This window comes from Micromonospora sp. MGP-C2 (assembly GCF_057766525.1).
The window spans coordinates 4,196,118-4,221,110 of the sequence record NZ_JBYMEN010000002.1 but is presented as its reverse complement, the minus strand read 5'-3'; the positions used below and the strand labels follow the sequence as shown (position 1 = coordinate 4,221,110).

At 71.6% G+C, this 24,993-nt stretch carries 24 protein-coding genes; 13 read left to right on the top strand and 11 right to left on the bottom strand.

Annotated elements, in window-relative coordinates:
• Window positions 1–82: 82 nt before the first annotated feature.
• The 6 genes from AC3CF1_RS19320 (at window position 83) to AC3CF1_RS19295 (ending at window position 6,706) form a co-directional block, all read left to right on the top strand.
• Entirely contained in the window at window positions 83–598 is a 516-nt protein-coding gene (locus AC3CF1_RS19320; protein WP_488450978.1) for an AfsR/SARP family transcriptional regulator, read from the top strand.
• Window positions 599–645: 47 nt separating this feature from the next.
• On the top strand, window positions 646–3,729 hold the full coding sequence (locus AC3CF1_RS19315) for an AfsR/SARP family transcriptional regulator (RefSeq protein WP_488450977.1): 3,084 nt from the start codon (window positions 646–648) through the stop codon (window positions 3,727–3,729).
• A gap of 261 nt (window positions 3,730–3,990) precedes the next feature.
• Window positions 3,991–4,482 carry a cyclic pyranopterin monophosphate synthase MoaC gene (gene moaC / locus AC3CF1_RS19310; RefSeq protein WP_141911911.1) on the top strand — a complete coding sequence of 164 codons (492 nt, stop codon included), beginning with the start codon at window positions 3,991–3,993 and terminating at the stop codon, window positions 4,480–4,482.
• The gene (locus tag AC3CF1_RS19305; protein ID WP_488450976.1) at window positions 4,479–4,949 is read left to right on the top strand and encodes a MogA/MoaB family molybdenum cofactor biosynthesis protein; all 471 of its coding nucleotides are present in this window, start codon (window positions 4,479–4,481) and stop codon (window positions 4,947–4,949) included. Before moaC ends, AC3CF1_RS19305 begins: the two co-directional genes overlap by 4 nt.
• A 75-nt stretch (window positions 4,950–5,024) precedes the next feature.
• Entirely contained in the window at window positions 5,025–6,281 is a 1,257-nt protein-coding gene (locus AC3CF1_RS19300) for a molybdopterin molybdotransferase MoeA (RefSeq protein WP_088950762.1), read from the top strand.
• Window positions 6,278–6,706 (top strand): molybdenum cofactor biosynthesis protein MoaE, encoded by a 429-nt coding sequence (locus tag AC3CF1_RS19295; RefSeq protein ID WP_088950761.1) that lies wholly within the window; start codon window positions 6,278–6,280, stop codon window positions 6,704–6,706. The genes AC3CF1_RS19300 and AC3CF1_RS19295 overlap by 4 nt, the downstream gene beginning before the upstream one ends.
• A 4-nt stretch (window positions 6,707–6,710) precedes the next feature.
• Here AC3CF1_RS19295 and AC3CF1_RS19290 read toward each other — a convergent pair whose 3' ends face one another.
• Window positions 6,711–8,156 (bottom strand): glycosyltransferase 87 family protein, encoded by a 1,446-nt coding sequence (locus tag AC3CF1_RS19290; protein ID WP_354983254.1) that lies wholly within the window; start codon window positions 8,154–8,156, stop codon window positions 6,711–6,713.
• Between the two features lie 215 nt (window positions 8,157–8,371).
• Window positions 8,372–8,917, bottom strand: a complete 546-nt coding sequence (locus AC3CF1_RS19285) for a DoxX family protein (RefSeq protein WP_355160620.1) — start codon at window positions 8,915–8,917, stop codon at window positions 8,372–8,374.
• 133 nt (window positions 8,918–9,050) lie between these two features.
• Here AC3CF1_RS19285 and AC3CF1_RS19280 point away from each other — a divergent pair, with 133 nt between their 5' ends.
• Entirely contained in the window at window positions 9,051–9,599 is a 549-nt protein-coding gene (locus AC3CF1_RS19280) for a GNAT family N-acetyltransferase (protein WP_099849439.1), read from the top strand.
• 21 nt (window positions 9,600–9,620) lie between these two features.
• Here AC3CF1_RS19280 and AC3CF1_RS19275 read toward each other — a convergent pair whose 3' ends face one another.
• The 3 genes from AC3CF1_RS19275 to AC3CF1_RS19265 all read right to left on the bottom strand — a co-directional run bounded on the left by AC3CF1_RS19275 (window position 9,621) and on the right by AC3CF1_RS19265 (window position 12,366).
• The gene (locus AC3CF1_RS19275; protein ID WP_099849437.1) at window positions 9,621–10,862 is read right to left on the bottom strand and encodes an ATP-binding protein; all 1,242 of its coding nucleotides are present in this window, start codon (window positions 10,860–10,862) and stop codon (window positions 9,621–9,623) included.
• Between the two features lie 137 nt (window positions 10,863–10,999).
• Entirely contained in the window at window positions 11,000–11,446 is a 447-nt protein-coding gene (locus tag AC3CF1_RS19270; RefSeq protein WP_354983339.1) for an LppU/SCO3897 family protein, read from the bottom strand.
• A gap of 374 nt (window positions 11,447–11,820) precedes the next feature.
• Window positions 11,821–12,366: an LppU/SCO3897 family protein gene (locus AC3CF1_RS19265; RefSeq protein WP_354983340.1), complete on the bottom strand. Its 546-nt coding sequence runs from the start codon at window positions 12,364–12,366 to the stop codon at window positions 11,821–11,823.
• A 393-nt stretch (window positions 12,367–12,759) separates the two neighbouring features.
• Between AC3CF1_RS19265 and AC3CF1_RS19260 the strand changes: the two genes are divergently transcribed.
• Entirely contained in the window at window positions 12,760–13,764 is a 1,005-nt protein-coding gene (locus tag AC3CF1_RS19260) for an EamA family transporter (protein ID WP_354983256.1), read from the top strand.
• Between the two features lie 10 nt (window positions 13,765–13,774).
• Window positions 13,775–14,416: a prepilin peptidase gene (locus tag AC3CF1_RS19255; RefSeq protein WP_488450975.1), complete on the top strand. Its 642-nt coding sequence runs from the start codon at window positions 13,775–13,777 to the stop codon at window positions 14,414–14,416.
• 78 nt (window positions 14,417–14,494) lie between these two features.
• Here the strand turns inward: AC3CF1_RS19255 and AC3CF1_RS19250 are convergent, their stop codons facing one another.
• The 5 genes from AC3CF1_RS19250 to AC3CF1_RS19230 form a co-directional block, all read right to left on the bottom strand.
• Window positions 14,495–17,683 carry a UvrD-helicase domain-containing protein gene (locus AC3CF1_RS19250; protein ID WP_488450974.1) on the bottom strand — a complete coding sequence of 1,063 codons (3,189 nt, stop codon included), beginning with the start codon at window positions 17,681–17,683 and terminating at the stop codon, window positions 14,495–14,497.
• A 61-nt stretch (window positions 17,684–17,744) separates the two neighbouring features.
• Window positions 17,745–18,992 (bottom strand): metallophosphoesterase, encoded by a 1,248-nt coding sequence (locus AC3CF1_RS19245; protein WP_488450973.1) that lies wholly within the window; start codon window positions 18,990–18,992, stop codon window positions 17,745–17,747.
• Window positions 18,993–19,005: 13 nt separating this feature from the next.
• Window positions 19,006–19,260, bottom strand: a complete 255-nt coding sequence (locus AC3CF1_RS19240; protein ID WP_488450972.1) for a MoaD/ThiS family protein — start codon at window positions 19,258–19,260, stop codon at window positions 19,006–19,008.
• 3 nt (window positions 19,261–19,263) lie between these two features.
• Window positions 19,264–20,277, bottom strand: a complete 1,014-nt coding sequence (gene moaA, locus AC3CF1_RS19235) for a GTP 3',8-cyclase MoaA (protein WP_488450971.1) — start codon at window positions 20,275–20,277, stop codon at window positions 19,264–19,266.
• Entirely contained in the window at window positions 20,274–21,188 is a 915-nt protein-coding gene (locus tag AC3CF1_RS19230; protein WP_488452104.1) for a fructosamine kinase family protein, read from the bottom strand. The genes moaA and AC3CF1_RS19230 overlap by 4 nt, the downstream gene beginning before the upstream one ends.
• Before the next feature lie 174 nt (window positions 21,189–21,362).
• Between AC3CF1_RS19230 and AC3CF1_RS19225 the strand changes: the two genes are divergently transcribed.
• The 4 genes from AC3CF1_RS19225 (at window position 21,363) to AC3CF1_RS19210 (ending at window position 24,072) form a co-directional block, all read left to right on the top strand.
• Window positions 21,363–22,409, top strand: coding sequence for a DUF4192 domain-containing protein (locus AC3CF1_RS19225; RefSeq protein ID WP_099849427.1), 1,047 nt, complete (start codon window positions 21,363–21,365; stop codon window positions 22,407–22,409).
• Window positions 22,410–22,458: 49 nt separating this feature from the next.
• Entirely contained in the window at window positions 22,459–22,710 is a 252-nt protein-coding gene (locus AC3CF1_RS19220) for a hypothetical protein (protein ID WP_088950750.1), read from the top strand.
• Window positions 22,707–23,105: a hypothetical protein gene (locus AC3CF1_RS19215; RefSeq protein WP_088950749.1), complete on the top strand. Its 399-nt coding sequence runs from the start codon at window positions 22,707–22,709 to the stop codon at window positions 23,103–23,105. The genes AC3CF1_RS19220 and AC3CF1_RS19215 overlap by 4 nt, the downstream gene beginning before the upstream one ends.
• Window positions 23,106–23,358: 253 nt before the next feature.
• Window positions 23,359–24,072, top strand: coding sequence for a GAP family protein (locus AC3CF1_RS19210; protein ID WP_354983262.1), 714 nt, complete (start codon window positions 23,359–23,361; stop codon window positions 24,070–24,072).
• Here AC3CF1_RS19210 and fdhD read toward each other — a convergent pair.
• On the bottom strand, window positions 24,062–24,916 hold the full coding sequence (gene fdhD / locus AC3CF1_RS19205) for a formate dehydrogenase accessory sulfurtransferase FdhD (protein WP_488450970.1): 855 nt from the start codon (window positions 24,914–24,916) through the stop codon (window positions 24,062–24,064). The genes AC3CF1_RS19210 and fdhD overlap by 11 nt on opposite strands.
• Between the last annotated feature and the right edge of the window lie 77 nt (window positions 24,917–24,993).

The following is a 24,993-nucleotide window of genomic DNA, read 5'->3' as shown; positions in this document are numbered from 1 at the left end:
GGCTTCGACGTCGAATCCGTCGCCGCTAACCTTTCTTCCGAATGATCCTTCGACCACACAGAGATCCTGGATCGGGGGATCGTTGGAGATCAAGGTGTTGGATGGGCACGAGGTGCGGCTTGCCAACGTCAAGTTGCATCCCGGGACGCTGAAGCAGCAGACCGTGCTTGCGATGCTGGCTCTCCACGCCGGCCGGATCGTCTCGGTCGACCAACTGACCGACGAGTTGTGGCCAGTGGCGCCCCCACGTTCGGCCGTGCCAAACGTGCGTGGCTACGCTGCCAACCTCCGACGTACGTTCGAATCCACAGAATCGGGCAAGGCTCTTCTGAATCGGCAGCGGAATGGCTACCGTCTGCAACTCGACCCGGACGGAATCGACCTCATCCATTTCGGAAACCAGTACCGGGGGGCGCAGAACCTCGCCGCGCAGGGTTCTCAGGGATCAGCCGAAGAGCGACTGGCAGGCGGTGGACCAGTGGAAAGGGATGGTTTATGCAACATTCGCATTGCACTCGTCGATCCCGTCGCAGTCCGCGACTGCAGGAGTGTACGCATCAGGTGCTTGATGACGTCGGCGTTACGTCCGTGCCCGTAAGCTTCGTGGCGTGATCGGCTGAATACCCCGCTGGAGCAGGGGGACGGGTGGAGATTCAACTTCTGGGCGGCCCTGCGGTTCACCTGCTCGGTCGCAAGCTGCACCTGGGGACACCTAAACAGCAGGCTGTCTTCGCGATGCTTGCCGTCCGACCCGGGCAAGTGGTGACCGTAAACGACCTGGTCGACGAGCTGTGGCCAGACGGCCCACCACGCTCCGCAGTGGCGAACGTACGAACCTACGCCGCCAATCTGCGCCGAGCCTTCGAGTCCATCCCGCTCGGTAACGGTGCCATCGAACGCCAAGGCAACGGCTATCGACTCGTTGTGGACCCGGAATGGGTCGACGTCTTCTGCTTCGAGCTGGAACGGAACGCGGGTCGGGAAGCGCTGACGGCCGGCCGTCTGGACCGTGCTCGCGAGCTGCTGGAGCGCGCATTGGCTCGGTGGCGGGGTCCGATGCTCGCCGGCGTCACGCTCGGGCCCGTCCTCACCTCCCGAACCGTCGTCGCCGAAGAGGAACGGCTGTTGACCGTGGAGCTTCTCGCCGACGTCCAGCTGAGGTCAGGGCGAAACCACTCGGTGATACCGCTGCTGCGGGAGGTCATTGTTCGTCATCCCCTCCGGGAACCGGCGTATGCCCTCCTCATGCGGGCGTTGTACGAGCGCGGCGATCACGCAGGAGCTCTCGTCGTGTATGACGCGGTTCGGACGACGTTCACCAAGGAGTTGGGCGTCGAACCGGGACCAGACATCCAAGGCCTGCACTCAAAGATCATCACCGAGGCTTCAGCAGGCGAGTCGGCGATCAGCGTCTCACCCCGTCCGACCTCAGCGCGTTGGCTCGCTGCAGACGCGCCCGCCCCGACCGATGAACGGCATCGGCGTGCGCCTGTTGATCACCTTCCTCGAGCGGTGACCGACTTCGTTGGTCGCGAGGAGGTGGTGTCGCGGCTGCTGGCAGAGACCCGCCGAGTCGAGGATCGAATCTCGGCGGTGCATCTGATCGACGGCATGGCAGGCAGCGGAAAGACGACCCTGGCCATCCATCTAGCTCGCCGTCTGTCGAAGCGATACCCGGACGCACGCTTGTTCATCGACCTGTGCGGGGATAGCGAGACGACTCGAATCGGGCCGTCGGCGGCACTGGTCACACTGCTCCGACAGTTGGGAGTTCCGGCGGAGCGCATACCGGTCGAGTTCGACGCCAAGGCGGAGCTGTGGCGCCGCGAACTCGAAAGCCGGAGATCGGTCGTCGTGTTCGACAACGCGGGGGGCAGTGACCAGGTCCTCCCTCTCCTGCCCGCGTCGCCGGGCACGGTCGTCCTGGTGACTTCTCGTCGACGATTGGCTGACCTGGACGTCGGCCCACCGGAGTCGTTGCCCCTGATGACTCTCGACGAAGGGCTGAAACTGCTTGCGCAGACTGCCGGCGTCGAGCGAATCGGCCAGGAGCCGGCGGCGGCCGCAGAGGTCGTCCGTCGCTGCGGGCACCTCCCGTTGGCGATCCGGCTCGCTGGGTCACGTCTTGCCCATCGACCCGCACGCAAGGTCGCGGATCTGGCGGCTCTCCTGACGGCCGATTCTCCAGCGTTGAATCGGCTCAAAGTCGGTGACCGGACGCTGGCACGGGCCTTCGCCACGTCGTACGGGCCCTTGCCTGTCCCCGCCCAACGGGCCTTCCGGATGTTGAGTCTTCATCGCGGTGAGCACAGCGTGGAGATGGTCGCGGCCCTGCTCGACCTTCCGCTCGATGTCGTCGCCAGGCTGCTCGATGATCTGATGGACCTGCACCTGGTCGACGAGGTTGAGGGAGGTCGGTACCGACTTCATGACCTCCTGCGGCAGTACTCGCGAGCACAGTGCCTGGTTTCGGAGACGCCCGAAGCCATGATGGCGGCCGTGACGCGTCTACTGGACTTCGCTCTGCACGCCACTTTGCAGGCCGCCTCGGAGCTGCACCAGTCCGTTGACGTCCGTAAAGAGGTCGGTGCCGGTCCGCCGCCGCGTCCCGACCTCATCGGCCCAGAGACTGTGTCCGGGGTTGACTGGCTTGAGCGGGAGCGCACGAATCTAGGCATGTTGGTGGGCCTCGGTGTGGAGCACGGACTCCACCACCAGGTGTGGAAGCTCGCCCGGGCCCTGTGGCGCTTTCTTCACGTGCGGGGACATTTCGACGATATTCTTGCCATCCATCGCGCGGGTCTCGCCTCGGCGATAGCGCTCCAACACCAACCCGCCATCGTCTCGATGCACAACTATCTCGCATCAGCCCTGGTGAAGACAGGCTCTCACCGTCTTGCGTCAACTCATCTCGGCGCGGCCATATCGCTCTGCCGTGAGTCTGGCGACTGGCGGCAGTTGGCCCGACTTCGTTCGAATCTGATCGTCGTCCACCTGCTCAGCGGGGACCTTGAGCTGGCTGTCGCGATGGGACGGCAGAGCCTGGCCGAGCGCCGCCTCTACGACAAACGCGTGCCGTTGGCCCTGCCGAATCTGGGTATCGCGCTGGCATTGCTGGGCCGATGGGACGAGGCGCTCAAGATTCACCGACAGCACCTGTTCCAGGCACGGCTCAATCAGGATTACTACCACCTGGCAAATGCCCTGAGCCATCTCGCGGCGGTGCGCGTTCGCCTCGGGCAGTACAGGCAGAGCGCGGCGTTGCTGAATTCCTCGCTGTCATTGTTCCGCCGCACCGGTCACCGGTACGGCGAGGCCGAGGCCCGCAACGTCCTGGGAGTCGCGTATCGCGGACTCAACAAGCTGAACCTTGCCAGACGACAGCACCTGGATGCCTTCGAGTTGGCCGTTGAGTCGGGCGAGCGGCATGCACAGTGCATCGCCCTTAACGATCTTGGCGCGACCCTGTTGGCGAGCGGGGATGGGCCGGCATCCCTTGAGGCTCACCGCCAGGGCTTGCAGCTTGCCGAACGCGTCTCTGACCCGTATGAGCAGGGACGCGCTCTGGCCGGGCTTGCTGAACACTTCGTCCGCGTCGACCCGGTCGAGGCCCGGAGGCACTGGGAGCGGGCGCTGGCGATCTTCCGGCGGATGGGCGTTCCGGAGCGCTTCGAGGTCGAAGGCCGTCTCGCCGAGTTGGCTGACGCGACCCCGGCCGCAGAGCGCTGACCTGCCCGAACAGCGTTTATCGATTTCTTATCGCCACACCCGGTAGCTTCTCGGCCGTATCGACGAACGGGGGAGGTTCTGCCCCTGGGCAGAACCGGGTCGTCGACACGTACCCGCTGCCAGGTCCCCCCAGCGACCTCGGCGGCGGGTCGGCGAGGGAGGAGCGGCGTCCGACCGGTGCGCCGTCAGCACCCGGCGCGGCGGTCAGCGCGACGCCGCTCCTTCCGAACGCCGTCGTACCGCACCGATAGGCTCACGACCGTGACCGAACCCGCACAGCTCAGCCACGTCGATCGTGCTGGCGCGGCCCGCATGGTCGATGTCTCCGCCAAGGCGGTGACGGGCCGGCTCGCCGTCGCGGCCGGCCGTCTGCGGACCACGCCCGAGGTCATCGACCTGCTGCATCGTGACGGGTTGCCCAAGGGTGACGCGTTGGCGGTCGGTCGGCTGGCCGGGATCATGGGGGCGAAACGCACTCCCGATCTGATCCCGCTGTGCCACCCGATCGCCCTGCACGGCGTCACTGTCGACCTGCAGTTGACCGCCGACACCGTGGAGATCACGGCCACCGCCCGCACGGCGGACCGCACGGGGGTGGAGATGGAGGCGCTGACGGCGGTTGCCGTCGCCGGCCTCGCTCTGATCGACATGGTCAAGGCGGTCGACCCGGCGGCCTCGGTGGAGGCAGTCCGGGTGCTGCGCAAGGAGGGCGGCAAGACCGGCGAGTGGGTCCGGCCGGAGGACCGGCCGTGATCCGGGCGCGGGTGATCGTCGCGTCCAACCGGGCCGCGGCTGGTGTCTACGCCGACACCAGCGGTCCACTGCTCGTCGCCGGCCTGCGCGAGCTGGGGTGCGAGGTCGACGAGCCGGTGGTGGTGCCCGACGGGGAGCCGGTTGGTGCCGCCTTGCAGGCCGCCCGCGGCGACGGTGTCGATGTGGTGGTGACCAGTGGTGGCACCGGGGTGACCCCGTCGGATCGCACACCGGATGTGACCCGGGGTCTACTCGACTACGAGATCCCGGGCATCGCCGAGGCGATCCGTGCGCACAGCCGTGACCGGGTGCCCACGTCGGTGTTGTCCCGGGGTCTGGCCGGGGTGGCTGGTCGGATGCTCGTGGTCAACCTGCCCGGCTCGACCGGCGGCGCCCGGGACGGCCTGGCCGTGCTCGGGCCGATCCTCGGGCACACCGTCGACCAGTTGCGCGGCGGCGACCACTGAGGTTCGCGGCTGCGCCCACCGACCGGTCCACGCCAGGCCCCGACGGGTGTCGGTCCGTGCCGATAGGCTCGGTCGGTGAGCACGGAAACCGCACCCACCGCGGATCGGGTCGTCGCACCTCCTCCAGCCGGCTGGGAGGAAGCGCGGTCGCGGGTCTACGCGGTCGGTCTGGCCGCCGCGCTGCCCGCCGTCGCCCGACCGTTGGCCGACATCGACGGGTCCACCCTTGCTGAGCCGTTGACCACCCGCACCGACCTGCCCGCCTTCCCGACCTCCAGCGTGGACGGCTGGGCGGTGCGCGGCACCGGCCCGTGGCGGGTCGTCGGCCGGGTGCTGGCGGGCAGCACTCCCGCGCCGCTCACCGAGGACGGCACGACCGTCGAGATCGCTACCGGTGCCATGGTGCCCGAGGGTGCCAGCGCCGTGCTGCGCGTGGAGGAGTCCACGACCGTCGACGGTCTGGTCCGCGGCACTCCCCGGGAGACGCCCGAGTGGCGGCAACCCGGCGAGGAGGCGTACGCCGATGAGGAGCTGTTGCCGGTCGGCACGCCGGTCGACCCGGCGGTGATCGGCCTGGCGGCCTCCTGTGGGCACGACACACTGCGGGTCCGGCGCGCGCCGCGCGCCGCGCTGCTCGTCTTCGGTGACGAGTTGCTGACCGCCGGCCCGCCGGCAGCCGGTCGTGTCCGGGACGCGCTGGGCCCGGCGGTGCCCGGGTGGCTGCGGCGGTACGGCTGCCAGATCCGCCCGTCCGACGTGGTCGGCCCGGTGGCCGACACGCTGCCCGCGCACGTGGCGGCCCTGCGCTCGGCGTTGGCCGGCGCCGACCTGGTGTGCACCACCGGGGGCACGATGAACGGCCCGGTCGACCACCTGCACCCGACCCTGGAGGCGCTGGGCGCCGACTACGTGGTCAACACGGTCGCGGTCCGGCCGGGTTTCCCGATGCTCCTGGCCCGGCTGGCCGGGCACGACGGGCGGATCCGCTTCGTGGCGGGGCTGCCGGGCAACCCGCAGTCCGCCATCGTCGCGCTGGTGTCGCTGGTGGCGCCGCTGCTCGCCGGTCTGCAGGGCCGCTCGATGCCGGTGTTGCCGCAGGTCACCCTGGCCGAGGCGGTGCCTGGTCGCGGTGACCACACCCACCTGGCGCTGGTCCGACTGGATCGGGCCGCCGGCACCGCGACTCCGGTGCGACACGTCGGTTCGGCGATGCTGCGTGGCCTGGCCGGCGCGGACGGGTTCGCCGTCATCAGGCCCGGCACCAGCGGCGAGCCGGGTGACCGGGTGCCCATCGTGCCACTGCCGTTGCTTCCTGGGGAGCGTGTTTCATGACCGCACCGGCGATCACTTTCGGCGAGGTCACCGACCAGCCGCTCGACCTCGCCACCCACGAGGCGGCGGTCGCCGACCGTCGGGCCGGCGCCGTGGTCTCCTTCCAGGGCGTGGTCCGCGACCACGACCATGGGCGTCAGGTCACGAGCCTGGAGTACGAGGGGCACCCGAGCGCCGCGCAGGTGCTGCGCGAGGTGGCCGCCGAGATCGCCGCGGAGCCCGACGTCTACGCGGTGGCGGTCTCGCACCGGGTCGGCCCGCTGGCGATCGGTGACGTGGCGCTGGTCGCCGCGGTGAGCACCGCACACCGGGCGGCGGCCTTCGCGGCCTGCGCCCGGCTGGTCGACGAGGTCAAGGCGCGCCTGCCCATCTGGAAGCGGCAGGTCTTCACCGATGGCACCGATGAATGGGTCAACTGCCCCTGACCGTTCAGCGGCGGCCGTTGACCAGCACGGCCCTGGTGATCCGGTCGCCGTAGAACGCCGGCTCCGCACCGGGCCGCCAGGGCAGCGCGGCGACGAGCACGATCAGCGCGACCGCGAGCGAGTTTTCCATCAGCGCTCCGAAAAGGCCGTCCTGGTAGTGCGACATCTCCGGTAGCTGGTGCTCGTACGGCCAGATCGGGGAGATCAGGAAGAGCAGATAGAGCCCGATCGCGGCGACCCCGTGACGGAGCCCGGTCAGAGTGGGATACCAGATCGGTGGGCGGAGCCCGTTGAGCCCGGGCAGCCCGCCGAACACCGTCCCCTGGCCGGTGCGCTGCGGCATCCCCCGACTGGCCTCCCGGCGGCGCACGGCGGCGTCGGCCAGCACGATGATCGCCGGGATCACCCAGACCAGGTGGTGGGTCCAGGAGATCGGGCTGATCACGTTCGCGGTCAGACCGACCAGCGTGAACGCGGTCAGCTCATCACCGTCGGCACGGGAACTCGCCGCCCGGGACAGGCCCAGCGCCAGGATCAGCACCGAGAAGGCGAACCAGAGCAGCCCGGGGGTTTCGATCGAGTCGTACAGCCGGGCGAGCAGACCGGCGAGGGACTGGTTGGGTGTCATGTCCGCCGCGCCGACCCGTTCGGTCTGCCAGAGCACACTGCCGAAGTACGCCCGCGACTCGTCACCGACGATCGCGAAGCTCGCCACCGTCACGCCGATCGTGGTGCCGATGGCGGTGGCTGCCACCCGCCACTGGCGGGTGATCAGCAGGTAGGCGATGAACAGTGCCGGGGTGAGCTTGACCGCGGTGGCCAGGCCGATGCCCGCGCCAGCCCAGGCGCCGCCGTAGAGGAAGCGCAGCAGGGGACCGTCGGTCGCGGAGTAGTGGGTGCCCCGGCGGGAGCGCCAGCGCAGGCCGATCAGGTCCGCCATGATCAACGCGAACAGCAGGATGTTGACCTGGCCGTAGCCGAGGGTCTCCCGGGCCGGCTCGATGGCGACCGCGAGCGGCACCGCCAGGGCCACGACGAACCACAGTGGCCACGCCAGCCGATCCACGATGGGGCGGAGCAACCCGGCCAGCACCAGCGCCAACGCGGCGATGCTGGCGGCGGCGTTGACCATGCCGGCCATGCCGATCGGGAGCTGCGCCATCGGCAGCATGACCAGGCCGGCGAAGGGCGGGTAGGTGAAACCGAGTGTGGTTCCGGGCGCGATGAACTCATAGAGCTCATGACCGCTCGCCCACCACACCACGGCACCGTGATAGATCTTCATGTCGAAGAAGTTGTACGGCCGCCCGAAGGTGCCGATGGCAAGCCATGCGGCGTAGGCGACGGCGGCCACGATGGCGCCCCGTACGACGTTCCTGCGATCGATCCCACGCGTCACGCGTTGGATTGGGGCGAGGCGGTCCGCCCGTCTACCGACAGCCGTCGGCATGGCGTGGCCACCCCCATACCAAGGTCGTCCTACCCGTCCAGGTCCTGCACGGAGCCTAGAACGGCGCCTCACGTCAGTGCCTCCCGCGTTATGCGACCGTGTCCGATCCCACACATGTTTTTGACATTTCCACCGCGTTAACGCCTACCGGGTGGTTCAGGTAATTCGCGGCCTTAGCGGGGGGTGGGGGTGGCACGGAGACGGATCGACGCAGGTCAGCCGGGGAGTCGACGTGCGGTGGAGGCGGATCGGACGGCGATCCGGGCCTCGCGCCGGGCCGTACGGACGGCGCGCTGCATGGAACGTCGAGAGTGGCCGATGCGGTGGCCGGTGCGCCAACGCAGACCCGGCTTGCCCTCGGTGTCGGCCGCGGCCAGCAGCAGACCCCCGAGGAGACCGAGGTTCTTCAGGAAGTGGACCTTGTTCGTGTCACGGGTGACCGGGTCCTCGTCGTTCCAGAAGGGATGCCCGGCGATGGTCGTCGGCACAATCGTGCCGGCGAGGACCAGCGCGGCGGGCCGGGTGAGCCGTCCGGTGGCGAGCATCAACCCGGCACCGAGCTGCACCGCCGAGTTGAGGCGGATCAGCTGCACGGTGTCGGTGGGGAGACGGGGGTTCAACTTCTGCATTGCCGGGGCCACCCGGTCGGTCACTGGCTCGGCCTTCTTGGCCAGCCGCTCCGGGGAACGGAGGTTGCGGTAACCGCTGACCACGAAAATGCCGCTCAGCATGACTCGGGCGAGGGAGCGTACGGGCGTCATGGATCAGTCATACCCCTTCGCGACGTTTGCTACCCCGCCAACGGCCGGATCGGATCGGTGCTCGTACACGTGCGCCACGCCGATTCGAGCGACCGTCACGGATGGACCGGCTGCGGAGGGTAACGTCGCGCGGGTGACCACGCTGCGGCTACGCCCCGAGGACCCGGCCGACGCCGGCCCGGTACGCCGAGTGCTGGCCGCCGCCTTCGCCCGCCCCGACGTGGCAACGCCGCCGGAGGTGATCCTGGTCGACGAGTTGCGCGGCACCCCCGCCTGGCTGCCGCAGCTGGCCATGGTCGCCGAGTACGGCGGCGAGGTGGTCGGGTACGCGCTGCTCACCCGGGTGCGTGTGCGGCCCGAGCGAGGCTCGGACGTGCCCGTGCTGGCCCTCGGCCCGGTGGCGGTCGCACCGCACCGGCAGCGCGTCGGGCACGGCACGGCGGTCGTGCAGGCCGCACTGGACGCCTCCACCGAGCTGGGCGAGCGGCTGGTCGTGGTCCTCGGTGACCCGGCCTTCTACCGCCGGTTCGGCTTCAGCCCGGCAACGGAGCTGGGCCTGACAGGCCCGTGGGCTGGTCTCGGTGAGCCCTGGCAGGCGTTGGTGCTGCCGCCGTCCACCAGCGAGGAGGGCCCTCCTCCCCGCGGCGAAGTGCTCTTTCCGACGCCCTGGTCGAAGGTCTGACCCTGTCGCCCCGGTCGGCGGTCAGGCCGGTTGGGTGCGCAGGTACCTGCCGAAGTGCGGCACGGTGAAGGCGACAGTGCCCCGCTCACCGGAGTAGATGAGCCCCTTCTTGATCAGCGCGTCCCGCGCCGGCGAGAGGCTGGCGGGCTTGCGACCGAGGGCGCGGGCGATCTCGGCGGTGGGCACGGCCGCATCCATGTCGTCGCGGACCACCGCTCCGGACTCGCCCTCGACCGCGGACATCGTGGCCATCGCCCGCATGTACTCGCGTTCGGCGGGGGTGGCCCGTTCGAACCGGGAGCCGAAGAACCCGACCGCCAGCTCGGCCTCCGCCTCGGGCGCGGCGACCCGTACGTCGGCGGCGGTGATCGGCGAGCGCGGGGCGTGATCCCAGGTCGCCTTGCCGTACGCCTGGACGAAGTAGGGATAGCCGCCGGACTTCTCGTAGAGCAGGTCGAGTGCCTTCTGCTCGTACTCGACCTCCTCACGTTCGGCGGGCGCGCAGAGCGCCTGGTCGGCGGCGATCCGGTCGAGCCGGTCGATGCGCTGGTAGCGGAACAACCGTTCGGAGTAGGACTTGGCGGCGCTGAGCACCGCCGGCAGGTGCGGCAGGCCGGCGCCGACGACGATCAGTGGCGCTCCGAGCTGGGACAGCTCGTGACAGGCGGCGCAGAGCGCCGACACGTCCTCCGGGCCGAGATCCTGCATCTCGTCGATGAAGATGGCGATGCCGGTGCCCACGTCACTGGCCACCGCGGCGGCGTCGCTGAGCAACTCGACCAGGTCGATCTCGATGTCGCCGGAGTCGGCCCGGCCGCTGGCCGCCGGCACGTCGATGCCGGGTTGCCACCGGTCGCGCAGTTTAGGGGCGGCACCGGCCCGGCCGGTCGGGGCGGATCGTTGGGCGAAGGCCTTGAGGACGCCGAGGAACGCGTCGATCCGATCTGGCGCGCGGTGTCGGGGGGCGAGCTCCCGGACCGCCATGTGCAGCGCGGCGGCGACCGGGCGACGCAACGACTGGTCCGGACGTGCCTCGATCTTGCCGCTGCCCCAGAGGCGGTTGATCGCCTGCGACCGGAGCGTGTTGAGCAGGACCGTCTTGCCGACGCCACGCAGCCCGGTGAGCATCAGGCTGCGTTCGGGGCGCCCTCGTGCGATGCGTTCCAGCACGATGTCGAAGACGTCCAGCTCCCGCCCCCGCCCGGCGAGTTCGGGCGGGCGCTGGCCGGCGCCCGGCGCGTACGGGTTGCGGACCGGATCCACGCATCGGAGAGTATCGGGCCATCTAGCTGCGGGGCTAGACATGGATAGATGGGGCTACCGGCGTGTCGACACCGTCGAGACAAAACTAGGGCTGTCTAGCTTGGACGCTAGACAGCCCTAGTTTCGGCAATCGTGAGCTACCGCTTCTTCAGACAGAGCACGTAGTCGAACAGGTCGACCGAGTTGTCGTGCACGTAGTTCGCGGTCGCCTGCGGCGCGAGCGTCTCGCACCGGTCCCCGTCGGTGGTCGCCGGAATCCGCAGCAGCACCTGGTAGGTGTCCGGACCGCACGGCACCTTGCGCAGCTCCGCGTTTTCCTCGGTGCCCTCGTTCACCACACAGTCGCCCCTGGCGAACTCCCGGGCCGGGGTCGGTGCCGCCGACGGCGGTGCGTCGCTGGGCAGGGCGGGCGGAAAGACCGGCGCGCTCGACGGCCTGGGCGTGACGTCGTCGCTGGCGTCGGCGATCTTCCAGACCGCCCAACCGGCCAGGCCGAGGCACGGGCAGAGCACGAGCAGCACCACCAGCGTGACGATGAGGGCGACCCTGCCGCCGGTCTTCTTCACCGGCGCGGCGGGCGGCATCCCGTAGCCGCCGGGAGCCGGTTGACCCCATGGCGCGGGCTGCTGACCCGGCAACGGACCGGCGGGCGGGAACGGACCGGGCGGTGGATAGCCCGGGCCGGAAGTGGGCGGGGGCGCCCACATCGGCGCGGTCGGCGGCTCCGGGTTGGCGGTCGGCGGTGCCCACATCGGCGCGGTGGGCGGCTCCCCACCGCTCGGCGCCGGGCCCCACTCCTGCCGGGTCGGATCCTCGGCGGGCGGCGGCGGGCCCCACTGGGGCACTGTCGGATCGACCGGTGGCGAGCCGCCGGACCCGGTGGGTGGGCGTTGGTAAGGGTCGTCCGGCTGACCGGAGCCCGCTGGTCCGTAGGTCGTCATGTCATCCCCGGGTGGTCTCAGCGTTGCTTGAGGCAGAGGACGAAGTCGAGAGTGTCCAGCTCGCTGTCGAAGAAGTACCAGTTCGTATAGCCCTCGACCTTGCCGCACTTGGCCTCGGCGTCCCGCTCGCCGCTGGTGGCGCCGTCGATCCGGCTCAGCACCTCGTACGACTTCGCGGCGCAACCGCTGATCACCAACTTGGGCTTGCCGCCTGCGGCGCCCTCGTTACGGACGCACTGGCCGACCTTGGCGAAGCGGGGATCGGCCGACGACTCCGGCGCTGCGGCACTCGGCGCCGGCTCGGCAGCGTCCGTGCCCGCGCTGGGCTCACCGGCGACGGCCGAACCGGACGGCGCGGCCACCGGTGCCGCGTCGTCGCCCTGCCCGCGCAGGAACCAGAACGCACCGCCGGCCACCACCAGCAGCAGTACGACGGCCAGCACCGCGATCAGCGGCCCTCGACCGCGCCGGCGCGGTGCCGGAGCGGGATCGCCACCGTAGGGATCGCCGCCGTACGGATCGCCCTCCGGCCGGTACGGCTGCCCGCCGTACGTTGCGTTCACCCCTGTCGACCCGTACGAGCCGCCGTAGGGCGCACCGGGTTCGCGACCGTGGGGCGTCTCGGCCCCGCCGTAGGGGGCACCCTGCTCACGGCCGTAGGGCGGCTGCGCTCCGCCACCGTAGGGCGCGGCGGGTGGGCCGTTGTACGGCCCGGGATGCCCCTGGGGTGCGTGCGGGTAGGACGGGACCGCCGGCGGGTAGGGCTCGGCTGCTGGCGGGTATGGCTGCTGCACCGGCCGTCCGGGCGTCTCGTCGGGTCGTTGTCCACGCCACGGTCCCGGGTTGCCGCCACCCGGTGGTCCGTAGTTCGTCATGCCGCCCTCCTGCACGAGTGGTGAGAGGCCGGCCACCAATGCGGGACGCCGACTCCGAGGTCACCGTAGCGTGGTCCACTGATGAGCTCACCTCCACCGAGCGCCGCAGCCCTCGCCGGCCGCCGCGCCGGCGCCACGCCGACCCTGATCTGGACCGCGTTGATCGTGGTCTACCTGCTCTGGGGTTCCACGTATCTGGCCATCCGCATCACAGTGGAGACGCTGCCGCCGCTGCTGTCGGCCGCACTGCGGTTCGCCGTGGCCGGGCTGATCCTGGCGGCGGTGCTGCGGCTCCGCCGAGGACCCGGCGCACTGCGGGTGGACCGCCGGCAACTCGGCTCCGCCGCGCTGGTCGGGGTGCTCCTGCTCGCCGGCGGCAACGGACTGGTGGTGCTCGCCGAATCCGGACCGCCCGGGGTGGCGGTGCCCTCCGGCATCGCCGCGCTGCTGGTCGCGACCGTCCCGCTGCTCGTGGTGCTGTTGCGCTCCGCCAACTCCGACCGGCCGCCGCTCTGGACGTTCGCCGGGGTCACAGTGGGTTTCGCCGGTCTGGTCCTGCTGGTGCTGCCCGCCGGCAGCTCGGACGCCGTACCGCTGGTGGGGGCGTTGACCGTGGTGGCAGCGGCCACCTCATGGTCGGTCGGGTCGTTCCTGTCCGGACGGATCCGGATGCCGGCCGACCCCTTCGTGGCCACGGTGTACGAGATGGTGGCCGGCGCGCTGGTGTTGGCCGTCGTCGCCGCCGGTCGGGGCGAGTTGGGGGACTTCCACCCGGCCGCGGTCAGCACCCGATCCTGGCTGGCGTTGGGCTACCTCATGGTGGCCGGCTCGCTGGTGGCGTTCACCGCCTACGTCTGGCTGCTGCACAACGCGCCCATCTCGCTGGTGTCCACCTACGCCTACGTCAACCCGGCGGTCGCGGTGGCCCTCGGCGCGCTGCTGGTCGCCGAGCCGATCACCCCGCAGGTGCTGCTCGGTGGTGCGGTCATCGTCGCCGGGGTGGCCCTGGTGGTGAGCACCGAACGCCCCCGTCGGGTGAGCGCGGAAGCGCGATCGGGGACCGCGCCGACGGGCGACCACAGCTAACGTCCGGCTCATGCCGACCGCTGCACTGGTGGGGGTGGCGTTGCTCGGCGGGCTGGTCGGTCTCGTCGTACCCCCGCTGGCCCGGCGTTTCGCGACCCCGCCGGCCCGGCCGCGACCTGTGCGCGGTGCCTGGGTCCTGCTCGGCCCGACGGTGGCGGCCGTCGTGTACGGCAGCCTCGCCGTCGCTCGGGGTGACGACCCGGCGCTGCCGGTGTTCCTCGCGTTGGCGGCGGTGGGGCTGGTGCTGGCCGCGGTCGACCTGGCCTGCCTGCGGCTGCCCAACCCGCTCGTCCTCGCCGCCGGGCTGCTGGCCCTCGCCGGCCTGACCGGCGTGGCGGTGCTGGCCGACGACCCGGACCGGCTGCTCGGCGCGCTGGCCGGCTCGGTCGTCGCCGGGGCGGCGCACGTGCTGCTGGCCCTGCTCCCCGGCTCCCGGCTGGGCTTCGGAGACGTGAAACTCGCTGCCGTCCTCGGCCTGCCGCTTGGCTGCCTGGGCCGGGACGCCCTGCTCACCGGGCTGATCCTGGCGCATGTGCTGCACGGTGCTCTGGTGCTCGGTCTGCTCGCGGCGCAACGGGTACGCCGGGACACGCTGCTGCCACTCGGGCCGGCTCTGCTCGCTGGCGCGTGGCTCGGCGTGCTCGTCGGCTGACCGGCGTTCCTCAGGGTGATGCCCCGGCGCCCCACCGGACAGATCGCCGGCACCGTGGCCGGGACGGCGTGGCGATCGTCAGATCAACCGGAGCTGGCGGTCCTTCGGACGGCGCGGCTCTGCCTCACCGAACCGCTCGAACAGGCCGGGGTCGATGACGCCGAGGAACGGCGACGGGGCGCAGTCCCGCTCCACACCGTGCCGGGTCCGCCGGGCCGCGTGCGTGACGTACAGCCGGTCCTGGGCGCGGGTCAGGCCGACGAAGAAGAGCCGCCGCTCCTCTGCGACCGCGTCCTCGTCGGGCGTGGAGCCCGGCCAGCGCAGCGGCAGCAACCCGTCCTCGACGCCGACCAGGAAGACCACCGGGAATTCCAGGCCCTTCGCGGCGTGCAGGGTGAGCAGCGTGACCGCCTCCGCGCGCGGATCGAGCGCGTCCACCTCCGCTCCGGTGGCCAGTTGCGACAGGAACGTCTCCAGGTCGTCGCCGCAGCGCCGGGCCAGCGGGGTCAGCAGGTCCACGGCCGAGCGGACGTCATCCGGACGGACCGTGCTGGCGGCGCCGTCCAGGGTGGGCACGGCGAACCGCTCCGCGACCACCTGGCCGGCCAGCCGCACCCGGGCGGCCAGCGAGCCCGCCAGCCCGTCGGCGTGCCGCAGCTCGCGGGCGATGGCCGCCACCCCGGGCCGGTCCCGCAGCCGGTCGTGTGACCGCTTCTGCACCGGGATGTTGGCCCGGGTCAGGGCGTCGACGACCGGCGCGGCCTGCGCGTCGGTGCGGTACAGCACGGCGATGTCGGAGAAGGACAACGAGGTGGACCGGCCGTCGATCCGGCCCGAGTCCAGCGAGCGGTGGGACAGCCCGCCGACCAGTTCGTCGACGGTACGGACCACGAAGTCGGCCTCCTCGGCCACCGACGCCGCCGGGTAGCGCCCGACCAGCGGGGCCTCCGGGTCGAGCCGGGCCGGGTCCAGACGCCGGCCACGAACCAGCGAGGACGGTGCGATGGCCTGCACGGCGGCGGCCAGGATCGGCGCCGACGAGCGGTAGTTGCGGTTGAGCCGCACCAACCGCGCGTCCGTGAAGTCCGCGGAGAAGCGCAGGAAGTAGCCGACGTCGGCGCCCCGGAACGAGTAGATCGCCTGATCTGGGTCGCCAATCGCGCACAGGTTGCCGTCCGCCGGGCTGAGCAGCCGCAGCAGCTCGTACTGCGTCGCGTCCACGTCCTGGTACTCGTCGACGAAGATCCACTGCCAGCGGTCCCGGTAGCGCGCGACCAGCTTCCGATCGGCCCGCAGCAACTCCACCGGCAGGCTCACCAGCTCGTCCAGGTCGACCAGGTCCTGCTTGCGCAGCAGCGCCGCGTAGCTGGCGTTGTCGTCGCCCGCCTCCGCGCGGGCGGCCGCGCGCTCGGCGTCGTCGGCGATGCGGAAGTCGACCGGCAGGCCGGCCGCGTCCGCGTTCTCCCGCAGGATGGTCAACCCCAGCGCGTGGAACGTACCGACGGTGACGTCCTCGGCGACCGGGCCGAGCAGGGCGTCGAGGCGGTGCCGCAGCTCCTCGGCTGCCCGGCGGGTGAACGTGATCGCCAGGCAGTGCTCGGGGAAGACGTTCAGCTCCGCGCAGAGATACGCGATCCGGTGGGTGAGCGTCCGGGTCTTGCCGGTGCCCGGACCAGCCACGATGAGCAGCGGACCACCGGGTGCGGAGGCGGCCACCCGCTGCATCGCGTCCAGCCGGTCCAGCAGGCCGGTGCCGACCTCCTCCATGCCGGAGAGCATCGGCTCGAACGGTTCGTGGGGAGACGGCGGCGACGCGATCGGCGGCGCCGGGGCCGGCTTGCGCTTCGGCTCCGCCCTGGCCGCCGCCGGGCGCCTGGCCGTGGCGTTGGCCGCCGGCTCCGCGGGTCGCCGCTGCGCCGGCACGGGTACGTCGAACAGCGTCTCCTGTGCCGTGCCCGCGTGGGCGCCCAGCTCGGCCGGGTCGAAGAGGGTGATCACCCCGTACTCGCCGTCGTAACCCGGCACCCGGCGGACGTCGCCGCGCCGCAACCGTCCGATGCCCTCCGCGAGCAGCTCGCCACCCGCCTGCGCGATGTCGCTCAGTGGCGTGGTGGTCAGGATCTCCAGCTCAGGGCCGAGCGCGGCGAGAAGCTCGTTGAACCGCCCCTCGACCTTCTTCGACCGGGCACCCACCTTGTTGATCTCGCCGAGGATCTCGGCCAGCGGCACCAGGTGGGTGACGTCCCGGGCGTGCGCCGGCCGGTGCCCCTGCGGTCGGTCGGCCAGCTCCTCGATGCGGCTGAGGACGCCCACGGTGAGCGGCTTGCCGCACTCGGGGCAGCGCCCGCCAGCCGCGCGAGTGCGCTCCGGGGACCAGTTGACCCCACACAGCCGGTGCCCGTCCGCGTGGTACTTGCCCTCCTCCGGGAAGAACTCGATCGTGCCGGCCAGGCCGTCGCCGGTCCGCAGCGCCTCCCGGACGGCGAAGTAGTCCCGCTCGGCGGTCAGCACCGTCGCCTCCCGGCCCAGGGCCGGCGGGGAGTGCGCGTCCGAGTTGGACACCAGTTGGTAGCCGTCCAGGCTGCCGACCCGCCAGTTCATCGCCGGGTCGGAGGAGAGACCGGTCTCCACGGCGAAGATGTGCTCGGCCAGGTCGGCGTAGCAGTCCGCGATCGCGTCGAAGCCAGACTTCGAGCCCAGCGCGGAGAACCACGGCGTCCAGATGTGCGCCGGCACCAGGTAGCCGTCCGGGCTGGCCTCCAGGGTGATCTCCAGCAGGTCGCGGGAGTCCAGGCCGAGGATCGGCCGGCCGTCCGAGCCGAGGTTGCCGATCCGGCCGAGCGCGGTGTTGAACCGCGCCACCGCGTCCAGGTCCGGCAGGTAGATCAGGTGGTGCACCTTGCGGGTCCGGTCGTCCCGCTTGTAGATGGTGGAGATCTCCACGCTCAGCATGAACCGGACCGGGTCCGCCTCCGCCGTCCCGGCGAGCCGCGGCGGCAGCCGGCGGGCGATGTCCCGTTCCGCCTCGGCGTCCAGCCGGTACAAACCCGGCTCCGCCGGGCGCAGGGTCTCCCGCAGGTGGTCGTACCAGGCGGGGTGGGTGAAGTCGCCGGTGCCGAGCAGACCGATGCCCTTACGCCGGGCCCACCACGCGAGATTCGGCAGCGTGAGGTCGCGGCTGCACGCGCGCGAGTATTTCGAGTGGATGTGCAGGTCCGCGACGAATGGCGGGAGGCCACCGGGGGGTACGGCGCTGAACGGAGGCACGCCGCATCCTGTCACGCCCGCCGCGCCGGCCGCCCGCCGCCACGCGCGGACGTGACGTCCGCTATGCCGAGCGCAACTCGACCAGACTGATCTGCGGCTCGGCACCGACCCGGACGGGTGGCCCCCAGAAACCGGCGCCGTTGGTCACGTAGACCTTGGTCCCGTCGACCTCGCCGAGCCCGCTGACCACCGGCTGCTCCAGCCGCACGGCCAGGTTGAACGGCACCATCTGCCCACCGTGGGTGTGCCCGGACAGTTGCAGGTCGACGCCGTACCGGGCCGCCTCAACCGCGGCCAGCGGCTGGTGGGCGAGCAGCACCACCGGGCGACTCGGATCACGGTCACCGAGCGCGGCGGCGAAGTCCGGCCCGGCCGCCAGGCCGCTGTCTCCGGTGGCGTCCAGGTCGTTCACGCCGGCCAGGTCCAGCACGCCACCCCGGGCCTGGATCTCCTGACGCCGGTTCTGCAGGACCCGCAGGCCCAGACGGTCGACCTCCTGGACCCACTCCTCCACCCCCGAGTAGTACTCGTGGTTGCCGGTGACGAAGAAGCTGCCGTAACGGGAGCGCAGGTCGCGCAGCGGCGCCGCGGCCGAGCCGAGTTCGGCGACCGAGCCGTCGACCAGGTCCCCGACGACCGCGACCAGGTCCGCGTCGAGGCGGTTGATCGCGGCGACGATCCGCTCGGTGTGCGCGCGGCCGCGCAGCGGACCGAGGTGGATGTCGGAGACGGTGGCGATGCGCAGGCCGTCCATGCTGCGGGGGAGCTTGGCGAGCGGGATCTGCACCCGGTCGAGTCGTGGTGGGCCGAGGGCGGTGCGGACGCCATACCCCACGGTGCCGGCAGCGGTGAGGCCGGCGAAGATGGCCGCCCCACGGGCCAGCAGCAGCCGGCGGGCCGGGTCGTGATCCGGTGCCGCGACGGCGCCGGCGGCCGGCGGGTCGGTCGGCCCGGCGGCACCGACCAGCACCGGCTCGGGTGCGGGGGCGGTCGGCTCCGCGGCGACCACCCGGCGACGCAGCACCAGCCGGGTGACCAGCATCGGCACTTCGAGCACGATCAGCACGACGAGCAGGTAGAACATCAGCGCGAGCCACACGTAGCCCGGCCAGGCGAGCCAGTAGAGCCCGGCCTGCGTCCCGGCGAGGGTGACCGGCACGAGCAGCGCCAGCACCAGGGCGGCGACCGCGCCGATCCGGCGCCAGCGGCCCGGTGTGGTGGTGTCCCGAACGAGCCGCTTCCACAGGTAGAGGTGGATCAAGCCGGTGATCAGGGCCAGGACGGCCACGAACCCCAGAACCGCCAACATGCGTGCGCCTCCCTCAGCCGCCCGCGAACGGGGGCAGGACATCGATCGTGGCCCCGGCCGGCAGGGGTGCCTGACGATCATGACAGGTGACGCCGTCCACCAGGAAACTCGCCACTCGCAGCACTACGGCGAGCCGGTCGCCGTGGCGCCGCACCAACTCGGCCGTGAGGTCGTCGAGGGACCGGCCGGCGGGCAGGACCTCCTCGGTCTGGCCGGCGGCGGCGCGGGCGCCCGCGAAGTAGCGGACGGTCAGCGGGCCCGGGGTCACGGCTCAGCCCCCGATCGCGGACATCGGCCGGGTCGGCTGGAGGAAGGTGGGGTCGTCGATGCCGTGCCCGGCGCGCTTGCCCCACATCGCGGTGCGCCAGCGTCGGGCCAGCTCGTCGTCGTCCGAGCCGGTGCGCAGCGCGGCACGCAGGTCGGACTCCTCGGTGGCGAAGAGACAGGCGCGGACCTGGCCGTCCGCCGTCAACCGGGTGCGGTCGCAGTCTCCGCAGAAGGGGCGGGTGACGCTGGCGATCACACCGACCCGGGCGGGGCCGCCGTCGACCAGCCAGGTCTCCGCGGGTGCCGCGCCGCGCTCCGCCGGGTCGGGACCGAGGTCGAAGGCGGTCCGCAGGGAGGTCAGGATCTCCTCCGCGGTGACCATCGTGCTGCGGTCCCAGCCGTGCTGGGCGTCCAACGGCATCTGCTCGATGATTCGCAGCTGATAGTCGTGGTCGAGGGCGAAGCGCAGCAGGGCCGGCGCCTCGTCCTCGTTGACACCGCGCATCAGCACAGAATTGATCTTCACGGGACTGAGCCCGGCGGCCGCCGCACCGGCGAGCCCCGCCAGCACCGCGTCGAGGCGGGGACGGCGAGTGAGCCGCGTGAACCGGTCCGCGTCCAGAGTGTCCAGTGAGACGTTCACCCGGTCGAGGCCGGCGGCGCTCAGCGCCGGGGCCAGCCGGTCCAGCCCGATGCCGTTGGTGGTCAGCGAGATCCGGGGGCGGGGCTGCAACGCGGCGACCGCGGTCACGATGCCGACCAGCCCGGGCCGGATCAGCGGCTCACCCCCGGTGAACCGCACCTCGGTCACACCGAGCCGTTCGACGGCCACCCGGACCAGCCGGACGATCTCCTCGTCGGTCAGCAACTCGGGGCCGGCCAGCCAGGGCAGACCTTCGGCCGGCATGCAGTAGGTGCAGCGCAGGTTGCACTTGTCGGTGAGGGACACGCGCAGGTCCCGGGCGACGCGGCCGTACCGGTCGACGAGGACCCCGTTGGTCCCCGGGGCGGCGCTCACCTGTCGACCGTAGCGCGCTCGGCGCCGCCCAGGGCGGCACGGGCGGTCTGGAACACCACATCTCGGTAACTGCCGCCGAACAGGGCGGTGTGCACGAGCAGCAGATGCAGTTGATGCAGTGGCACCCGCTCGCGCCAGCCGTCCGGCAACGGCCAGCTCTCCTGATAGGCGGCCAGCACCCGATCCAGGTGGGGGATGCCGCCGAAGAGGGCGAGCTGGGCAAGATCCGTTTCCCGGTGCCCGCCGTGCGCCGCCGGGTCGACGAGCCAGGCCCGGTCGTCGGCGCCCCACAGCACGTTGCCCGGCCACAGGTCGCCGTGGATGCGGGCGGGTGGCTCGTCGCCGCCGAGCCCACCGACCCGCTCGATCACCCGCTCGACCACTGTGACGTCGGCGCTGGTCAGCGCAGCGGCGTCGACCGAGCGCCGCAGGTAGGGGGTGAGGCGTCGCTCGGCGAACCACGTCGACCAGGGCCCGTCGGTCGGGGTGTTGTCCTGGGGAAGTGACCCGATGAAACCGGTCCACGCGGCGCCGAAGGTGGCCGCACCCGCCCGGTGCAGCTCGGCCAACTCACGGCCGAAGCGGTCCGCGGCCTCCGGCGTCGGCTCGCCGGGCTCCACCCAGTCGAGCGCCAGCAGGTCCGGCAATGCCACGACCACCTCGGGTACGCCGACAGCGCCGGCCTCCCGCAGCCAGCGCAGGCCGGCCGCCTCGGCGGCGAAGAAGCCCTCCGGTGCCGGTCGGTCGGCCCCCTCCGGCCAGGACTTGGCGAAGACGGAGTGGCCGTCGTCCAGGGTGAGCCGGGCGGCAGCACAGATGTTTCCGCCGGCCACCGGCGTCTCCCGGAGCCGCTGATGGGTCCGGAAGGTCGGCAGGTGTGCCGGGTACGCGCGCAGGTACGCCAGGTCCATCAGCGCACCGTAACCGCTCCCCACGACAGCACGGTCCCGCCCGAGGACACCCACACCGTTCCGGCAACCCGTAGGTGCGGGCTGAACAGGGAAAACACGCTGAGTAGCTGTGGATAAGCCGCGTGTCATCCACAGGGGCTGTCGATCCGGGCGGACCCGCCGCACGCTTCCGTCATGACCTCGACCGACCGCCCCCAGCTCGCCGTCCGCTCACCCGCCGACCTGATCGCCGCGGTGCCGTACCTGCTCGGCTTTCATCCCACCGACAGCGTGGTCGCCGTGGCGTTGCTCGGTCGGCAGATCATCTTCGCCGCTCGTGCGGACCTGCCCGACCCGTCGACCGACCAGGTCGAGCGGGCCCGGCACCTGGCCGGTGTGATCCGCCGGCAGGGCGCGGAGGCCGCCACCGTGGTCGGCTACGGGCAACCCGATCGGGTGACGCCGGCCGTGGACGCGGTGCGCGCCGCACTGAGCGCCGGCGGGATGGACGTGCTCGACGCGCTGCGGGTGACCGACGGCCGGTGGTGGTCCTATCTCTGCACCGAGCCCGACTGCTGCCCACCCGAGGGCCGGCGCTACGACCCCGACGCCAATCCGTTGACCGCATCCGCTGTCTTCGCCGGCCAGGTCGCGCTCCCCGACCGGGCCGCCCTCGTGGCGCAGGTGTCACCCGTGGACGGCTCGGCCCGGGAGGATGCGCGCGCGGCGACCGCTCGGGCCCGGCTGAGGCTGGCCGAGCTGATCGAGCAGGCGCCCGAGAGTGATCTGCTCGGCGGTCGTGCGGTGCGTTCCGCCGGGGTGACGGCGGTCCGCGAGGCCCAGCGCCGGCAGCGACGTGGTGAGCGGCTCGACGACGACGAGGTGGCCTGGTTGAGCCTGCTGATGACCCACCTGCCGGTCCGCGACCACGCCTGGGAACGCACCGACGGTCGGGACCGGGACATCGCCCTCTGGACCGACGTGCTGCGTCGGGTCGAGCCGGAGTTGGTTGCCGCCCCGGGCGCGCTGCTGGCGTTCGCGGCGTGGCGAGCGGGGCAGGGGGCGTTGGCGGCGGTCGCACTGGAACGCACGTTGAGCCTGCACCCGGACTACTCGCTCGCCGTGCTGCTCGACGACCTGCTCCGCCGCGGCGTGCCCCCGTCCGAGCTGGACGGCTGGCCGTCGGTCGGAATGCCGGGCGTGGTCCGTCCCCGCAGACGGAGCCGACGTGGCCGCCGCTGACCAGCGTGGTAATACCGTGGGTGCTACCAGAGTGGGTAGGCTGCCGGGCATGACCGTGAAGCGCTCCGTGAGCCTCCCCGACGACGTCGCGGAGTGGCTCGACCAGCAGCCCAACGTCTCGGCCGCGATCACCGCTGCGGTGCGTGCCCAGATGGCCGCCGGGCATCTTCACGAGGTGCTGCGGCGAGCCGGCATTGAGCCGACCGAGGCGGGCCGGGCGCGGTGGCGGGCGCGACTGGCCACACCGATTCCGGCGGACGCACTGGCGGAGGGCCGCCGGATGCTGGGACGGGCCGGATGAGCGATCAGATCGCGGCCGTGTTCGACGCGTCGGCGTTGACGGCCTACATCGAGGGCAACGTCTCGGTAGGGGAGCTGATGCTGGAGGTCGCCGACGAGGGCAGGCAGGTTGCCGTCCCGGCCGCCTGTCTGGCGGCCGCCATCGCGGGCGCGGGCGACGAGGTCGGCGCGGCGCTGCTGGCCCTGATGATGAGCGCGCCGGTGATCTGTCTGCTGCCGCTCGACGCAGCCGAGGTGCGGGACACCGGCACGTTGGCCCGTGCCGTTGATGGAGACATCTCGCTGGGTCAGGCCGCCAGTGCGGCACTCACCCACGAGGCGCACTACGCGACAGTGCAGCCCAAGCTGGCGGCGAAGGTGCTGCCGACCAACTGGAGCATCCTCGACCTGGCCTGACCTGGCGACCCGGCGGCGAGGCCATCGGCGTGCGGCGTCCAGGTGGGCGGCGGGCCGGCTTGATCGACTCGGGCTTGATCGACTCCGCTTTCCGGAACTCGGGGTGTCCCCGCTTCCGCGATACCCCGAGTTCAACGAACCCGAGTCGATCACCGATCCGTGCGCGAAGGTCCAGGGCATCCGTCGAAGGATGTAGGCGGTGCTCCTGTCCACGGCCGACGCGGCAGCGCCACAACCACCGGAGAATGATCTCGTGACCCCCGAATTGCTGCTGCCGCTGGCCGGGCTGGCGTTGATCGACAGCACCAGCATCGGCACCCTCTTCATCCCGATCTGGCTGCTGCTCGCGCCCGGCACGGTCAACGCGCGGCGGATCCTCGTCTACCTGGGCACCATCGCCCTCTTCTACTTCGCCGTCGGGCTGCTGCTCGCCGTGGGTGGCAGCCAGTTGGCCGACGTCCTCGGCGGGGCGATGGACAACCGGCCGGTGCTCTGGGCGCAGCTCGTTCTCGGCGTTGCCCTGTTCGCTCTCAGCTTCCGGTACGACGGGAAACGACGGCCACGCGGCGGCGGGGTGCTGCGGTGGCGGGACCGGGTCACCGCCGGTGACTCCTCGATGCGCTGGCTGGTGGGTCTGGCGCTACTCGCCGCGCTCGCGGAGGTGGCGACGATGCTGCCGTACCTCGGTGCGGTCGGTCTGCTGACCACCTCCGGGATCGGTGCTGCGGAGATCGTGGGGTTGCTCGCTGCCTACTGCCTGGTCATGGTCCTGCCTGCGGTGCTGCTGCTCGGGGCGCGAATGGCGTGGCCGAGGCTGGTCGAGCCGGTGCTGGTGCGGCTCAACGGCTGGATCGCACGCCACTCCGGCGGCATGCTCGGCTGGGTCCTCGGCATCGCCGGTTTCCTGGTTGCCCGCGATGCCGTGATCCGGCTGGGGCTGCTCGACGATCTGGTGATCAGACTGTGACCCGTTCGGGACGGGCGTAGACGTTCATGGTGTTGCCGCGCAGGAAGCCGACCAGCGTCATGCCGGCCTCCTCGGCCAACTCGGCGGCGAGGGTGCTCGGCGCGGACACCGCAGCCAGCAGCGGCAACCCCGCCATCCACGCCTTCTGGGTCAACTCGAAGCTGGCCCGCCCGGAGACCAGCAACAGGTGCCCGGCCAGCGGCAGCCGCCGTTCCCGCACCGCCCAGCCGATCACCTTGTCCACGGCGTTGTGCCGGCCCACGTCCTCCCGGAGCACCACCAGCTCACCGTCCGGGGTGAACAGCCCCGCCGCGTGGAGTCCGCCGGTCCGATCGAAGCCGCGCTGGGCGGCGCGCAGCCGGTCCGGCAGTTCGGTGAGGAGGGCGGCCGGCACGCTGAGCGGATCCTCCAAGACCGGGAACAGCGACCGGGTGCGGACCGCGTCGATGCTGGCCTTGCCGCAGACCCCGCAGGAACTGGTCGTGTAGAAGTTCCGGGACGGATCGGTGGTCGGTTCCGGCACACCGGGCGCGAGCACCACGTCCACCACGTTGTACGTGTTCGGCGTCTCCGCGCCGGCGCAGAGCTGCGCGGTCAACACGTCATCGGTCGACCGGATCAGCCCCTCGGTCAGCAGGAACCCGATGGCCAGGTCCAGGTCGTCGCCCGGGGTGCGCATCGTGACGGCGAGCGGTCGCCGGCGGCCGGGACCGGCCGCACCGACCCGGATCTCCAGCGGCTCCTCCACCGCGAGCGTGTCGGGTCGGCGGACCGACCCGCGTCCGTCAGTCGCCGCGTCCAGGTCGATCCGGAGTACGCCCCGTCGATCAGTTGCCCGTCCCATCCCGCCATCCTCCACCCCAGGCCGGCACGCCCGCACGGCCACCGGCCACCAGGCACCGGCAGCGAGCGCGTCTGGGC

What these genes read in the sequence shown, in the direction of transcription:
- AC3CF1_RS19290 (WP_354983254.1), bottom strand. Translation starts at nt 8,156, where the DNA reads ATGCCGACGGCTGTCGGTAGACGGGCGGACCGCCTCGCCCCAATCCAA.
- AC3CF1_RS19270 (WP_354983339.1), bottom strand. Translation starts at nt 11,446, where the DNA reads ATGCCGCCCGCCGCGCCGGTGAAGAAGACCGGCGGCAGGGTCGCCCTC.
- AC3CF1_RS19285 (WP_355160620.1), bottom strand. Translation starts at nt 8,917, where the DNA reads ATGACGCCCGTACGCTCCCTCGCCCGAGTCATGCTGAGCGGCATTTTC.
- AC3CF1_RS19230 (WP_488452104.1), bottom strand. Translation starts at nt 21,188, where the DNA reads ATGGACCTGGCGTACCTGCGCGCGTACCCGGCACACCTGCCGACCTTC.
- AC3CF1_RS19260 (WP_354983256.1), top strand. Translation starts at nt 12,760, where the DNA reads ATGAGCTCACCTCCACCGAGCGCCGCAGCCCTCGCCGGCCGCCGCGCC.
- AC3CF1_RS19215 (WP_088950749.1), top strand. Translation starts at nt 22,707, where the DNA reads ATGAGCGATCAGATCGCGGCCGTGTTCGACGCGTCGGCGTTGACGGCC.
- AC3CF1_RS19220 (WP_088950750.1), top strand. Translation starts at nt 22,459, where the DNA reads ATGACCGTGAAGCGCTCCGTGAGCCTCCCCGACGACGTCGCGGAGTGG.
- fdhD (WP_488450970.1), bottom strand. Translation starts at nt 24,916, where the DNA reads ATGGGACGGGCAACTGATCGACGGGGCGTACTCCGGATCGACCTGGAC.
- AC3CF1_RS19245 (WP_488450973.1), bottom strand. Translation starts at nt 18,992, where the DNA reads ATGTTGGCGGTTCTGGGGTTCGTGGCCGTCCTGGCCCTGATCACCGGC.
- AC3CF1_RS19295 (WP_088950761.1), top strand. Translation starts at nt 6,278, where the DNA reads ATGACCGCACCGGCGATCACTTTCGGCGAGGTCACCGACCAGCCGCTC.
- AC3CF1_RS19225 (WP_099849427.1), top strand. Translation starts at nt 21,363, where the DNA reads ATGACCTCGACCGACCGCCCCCAGCTCGCCGTCCGCTCACCCGCCGAC.
- AC3CF1_RS19255 (WP_488450975.1), top strand. Translation starts at nt 13,775, where the DNA reads ATGCCGACCGCTGCACTGGTGGGGGTGGCGTTGCTCGGCGGGCTGGTC.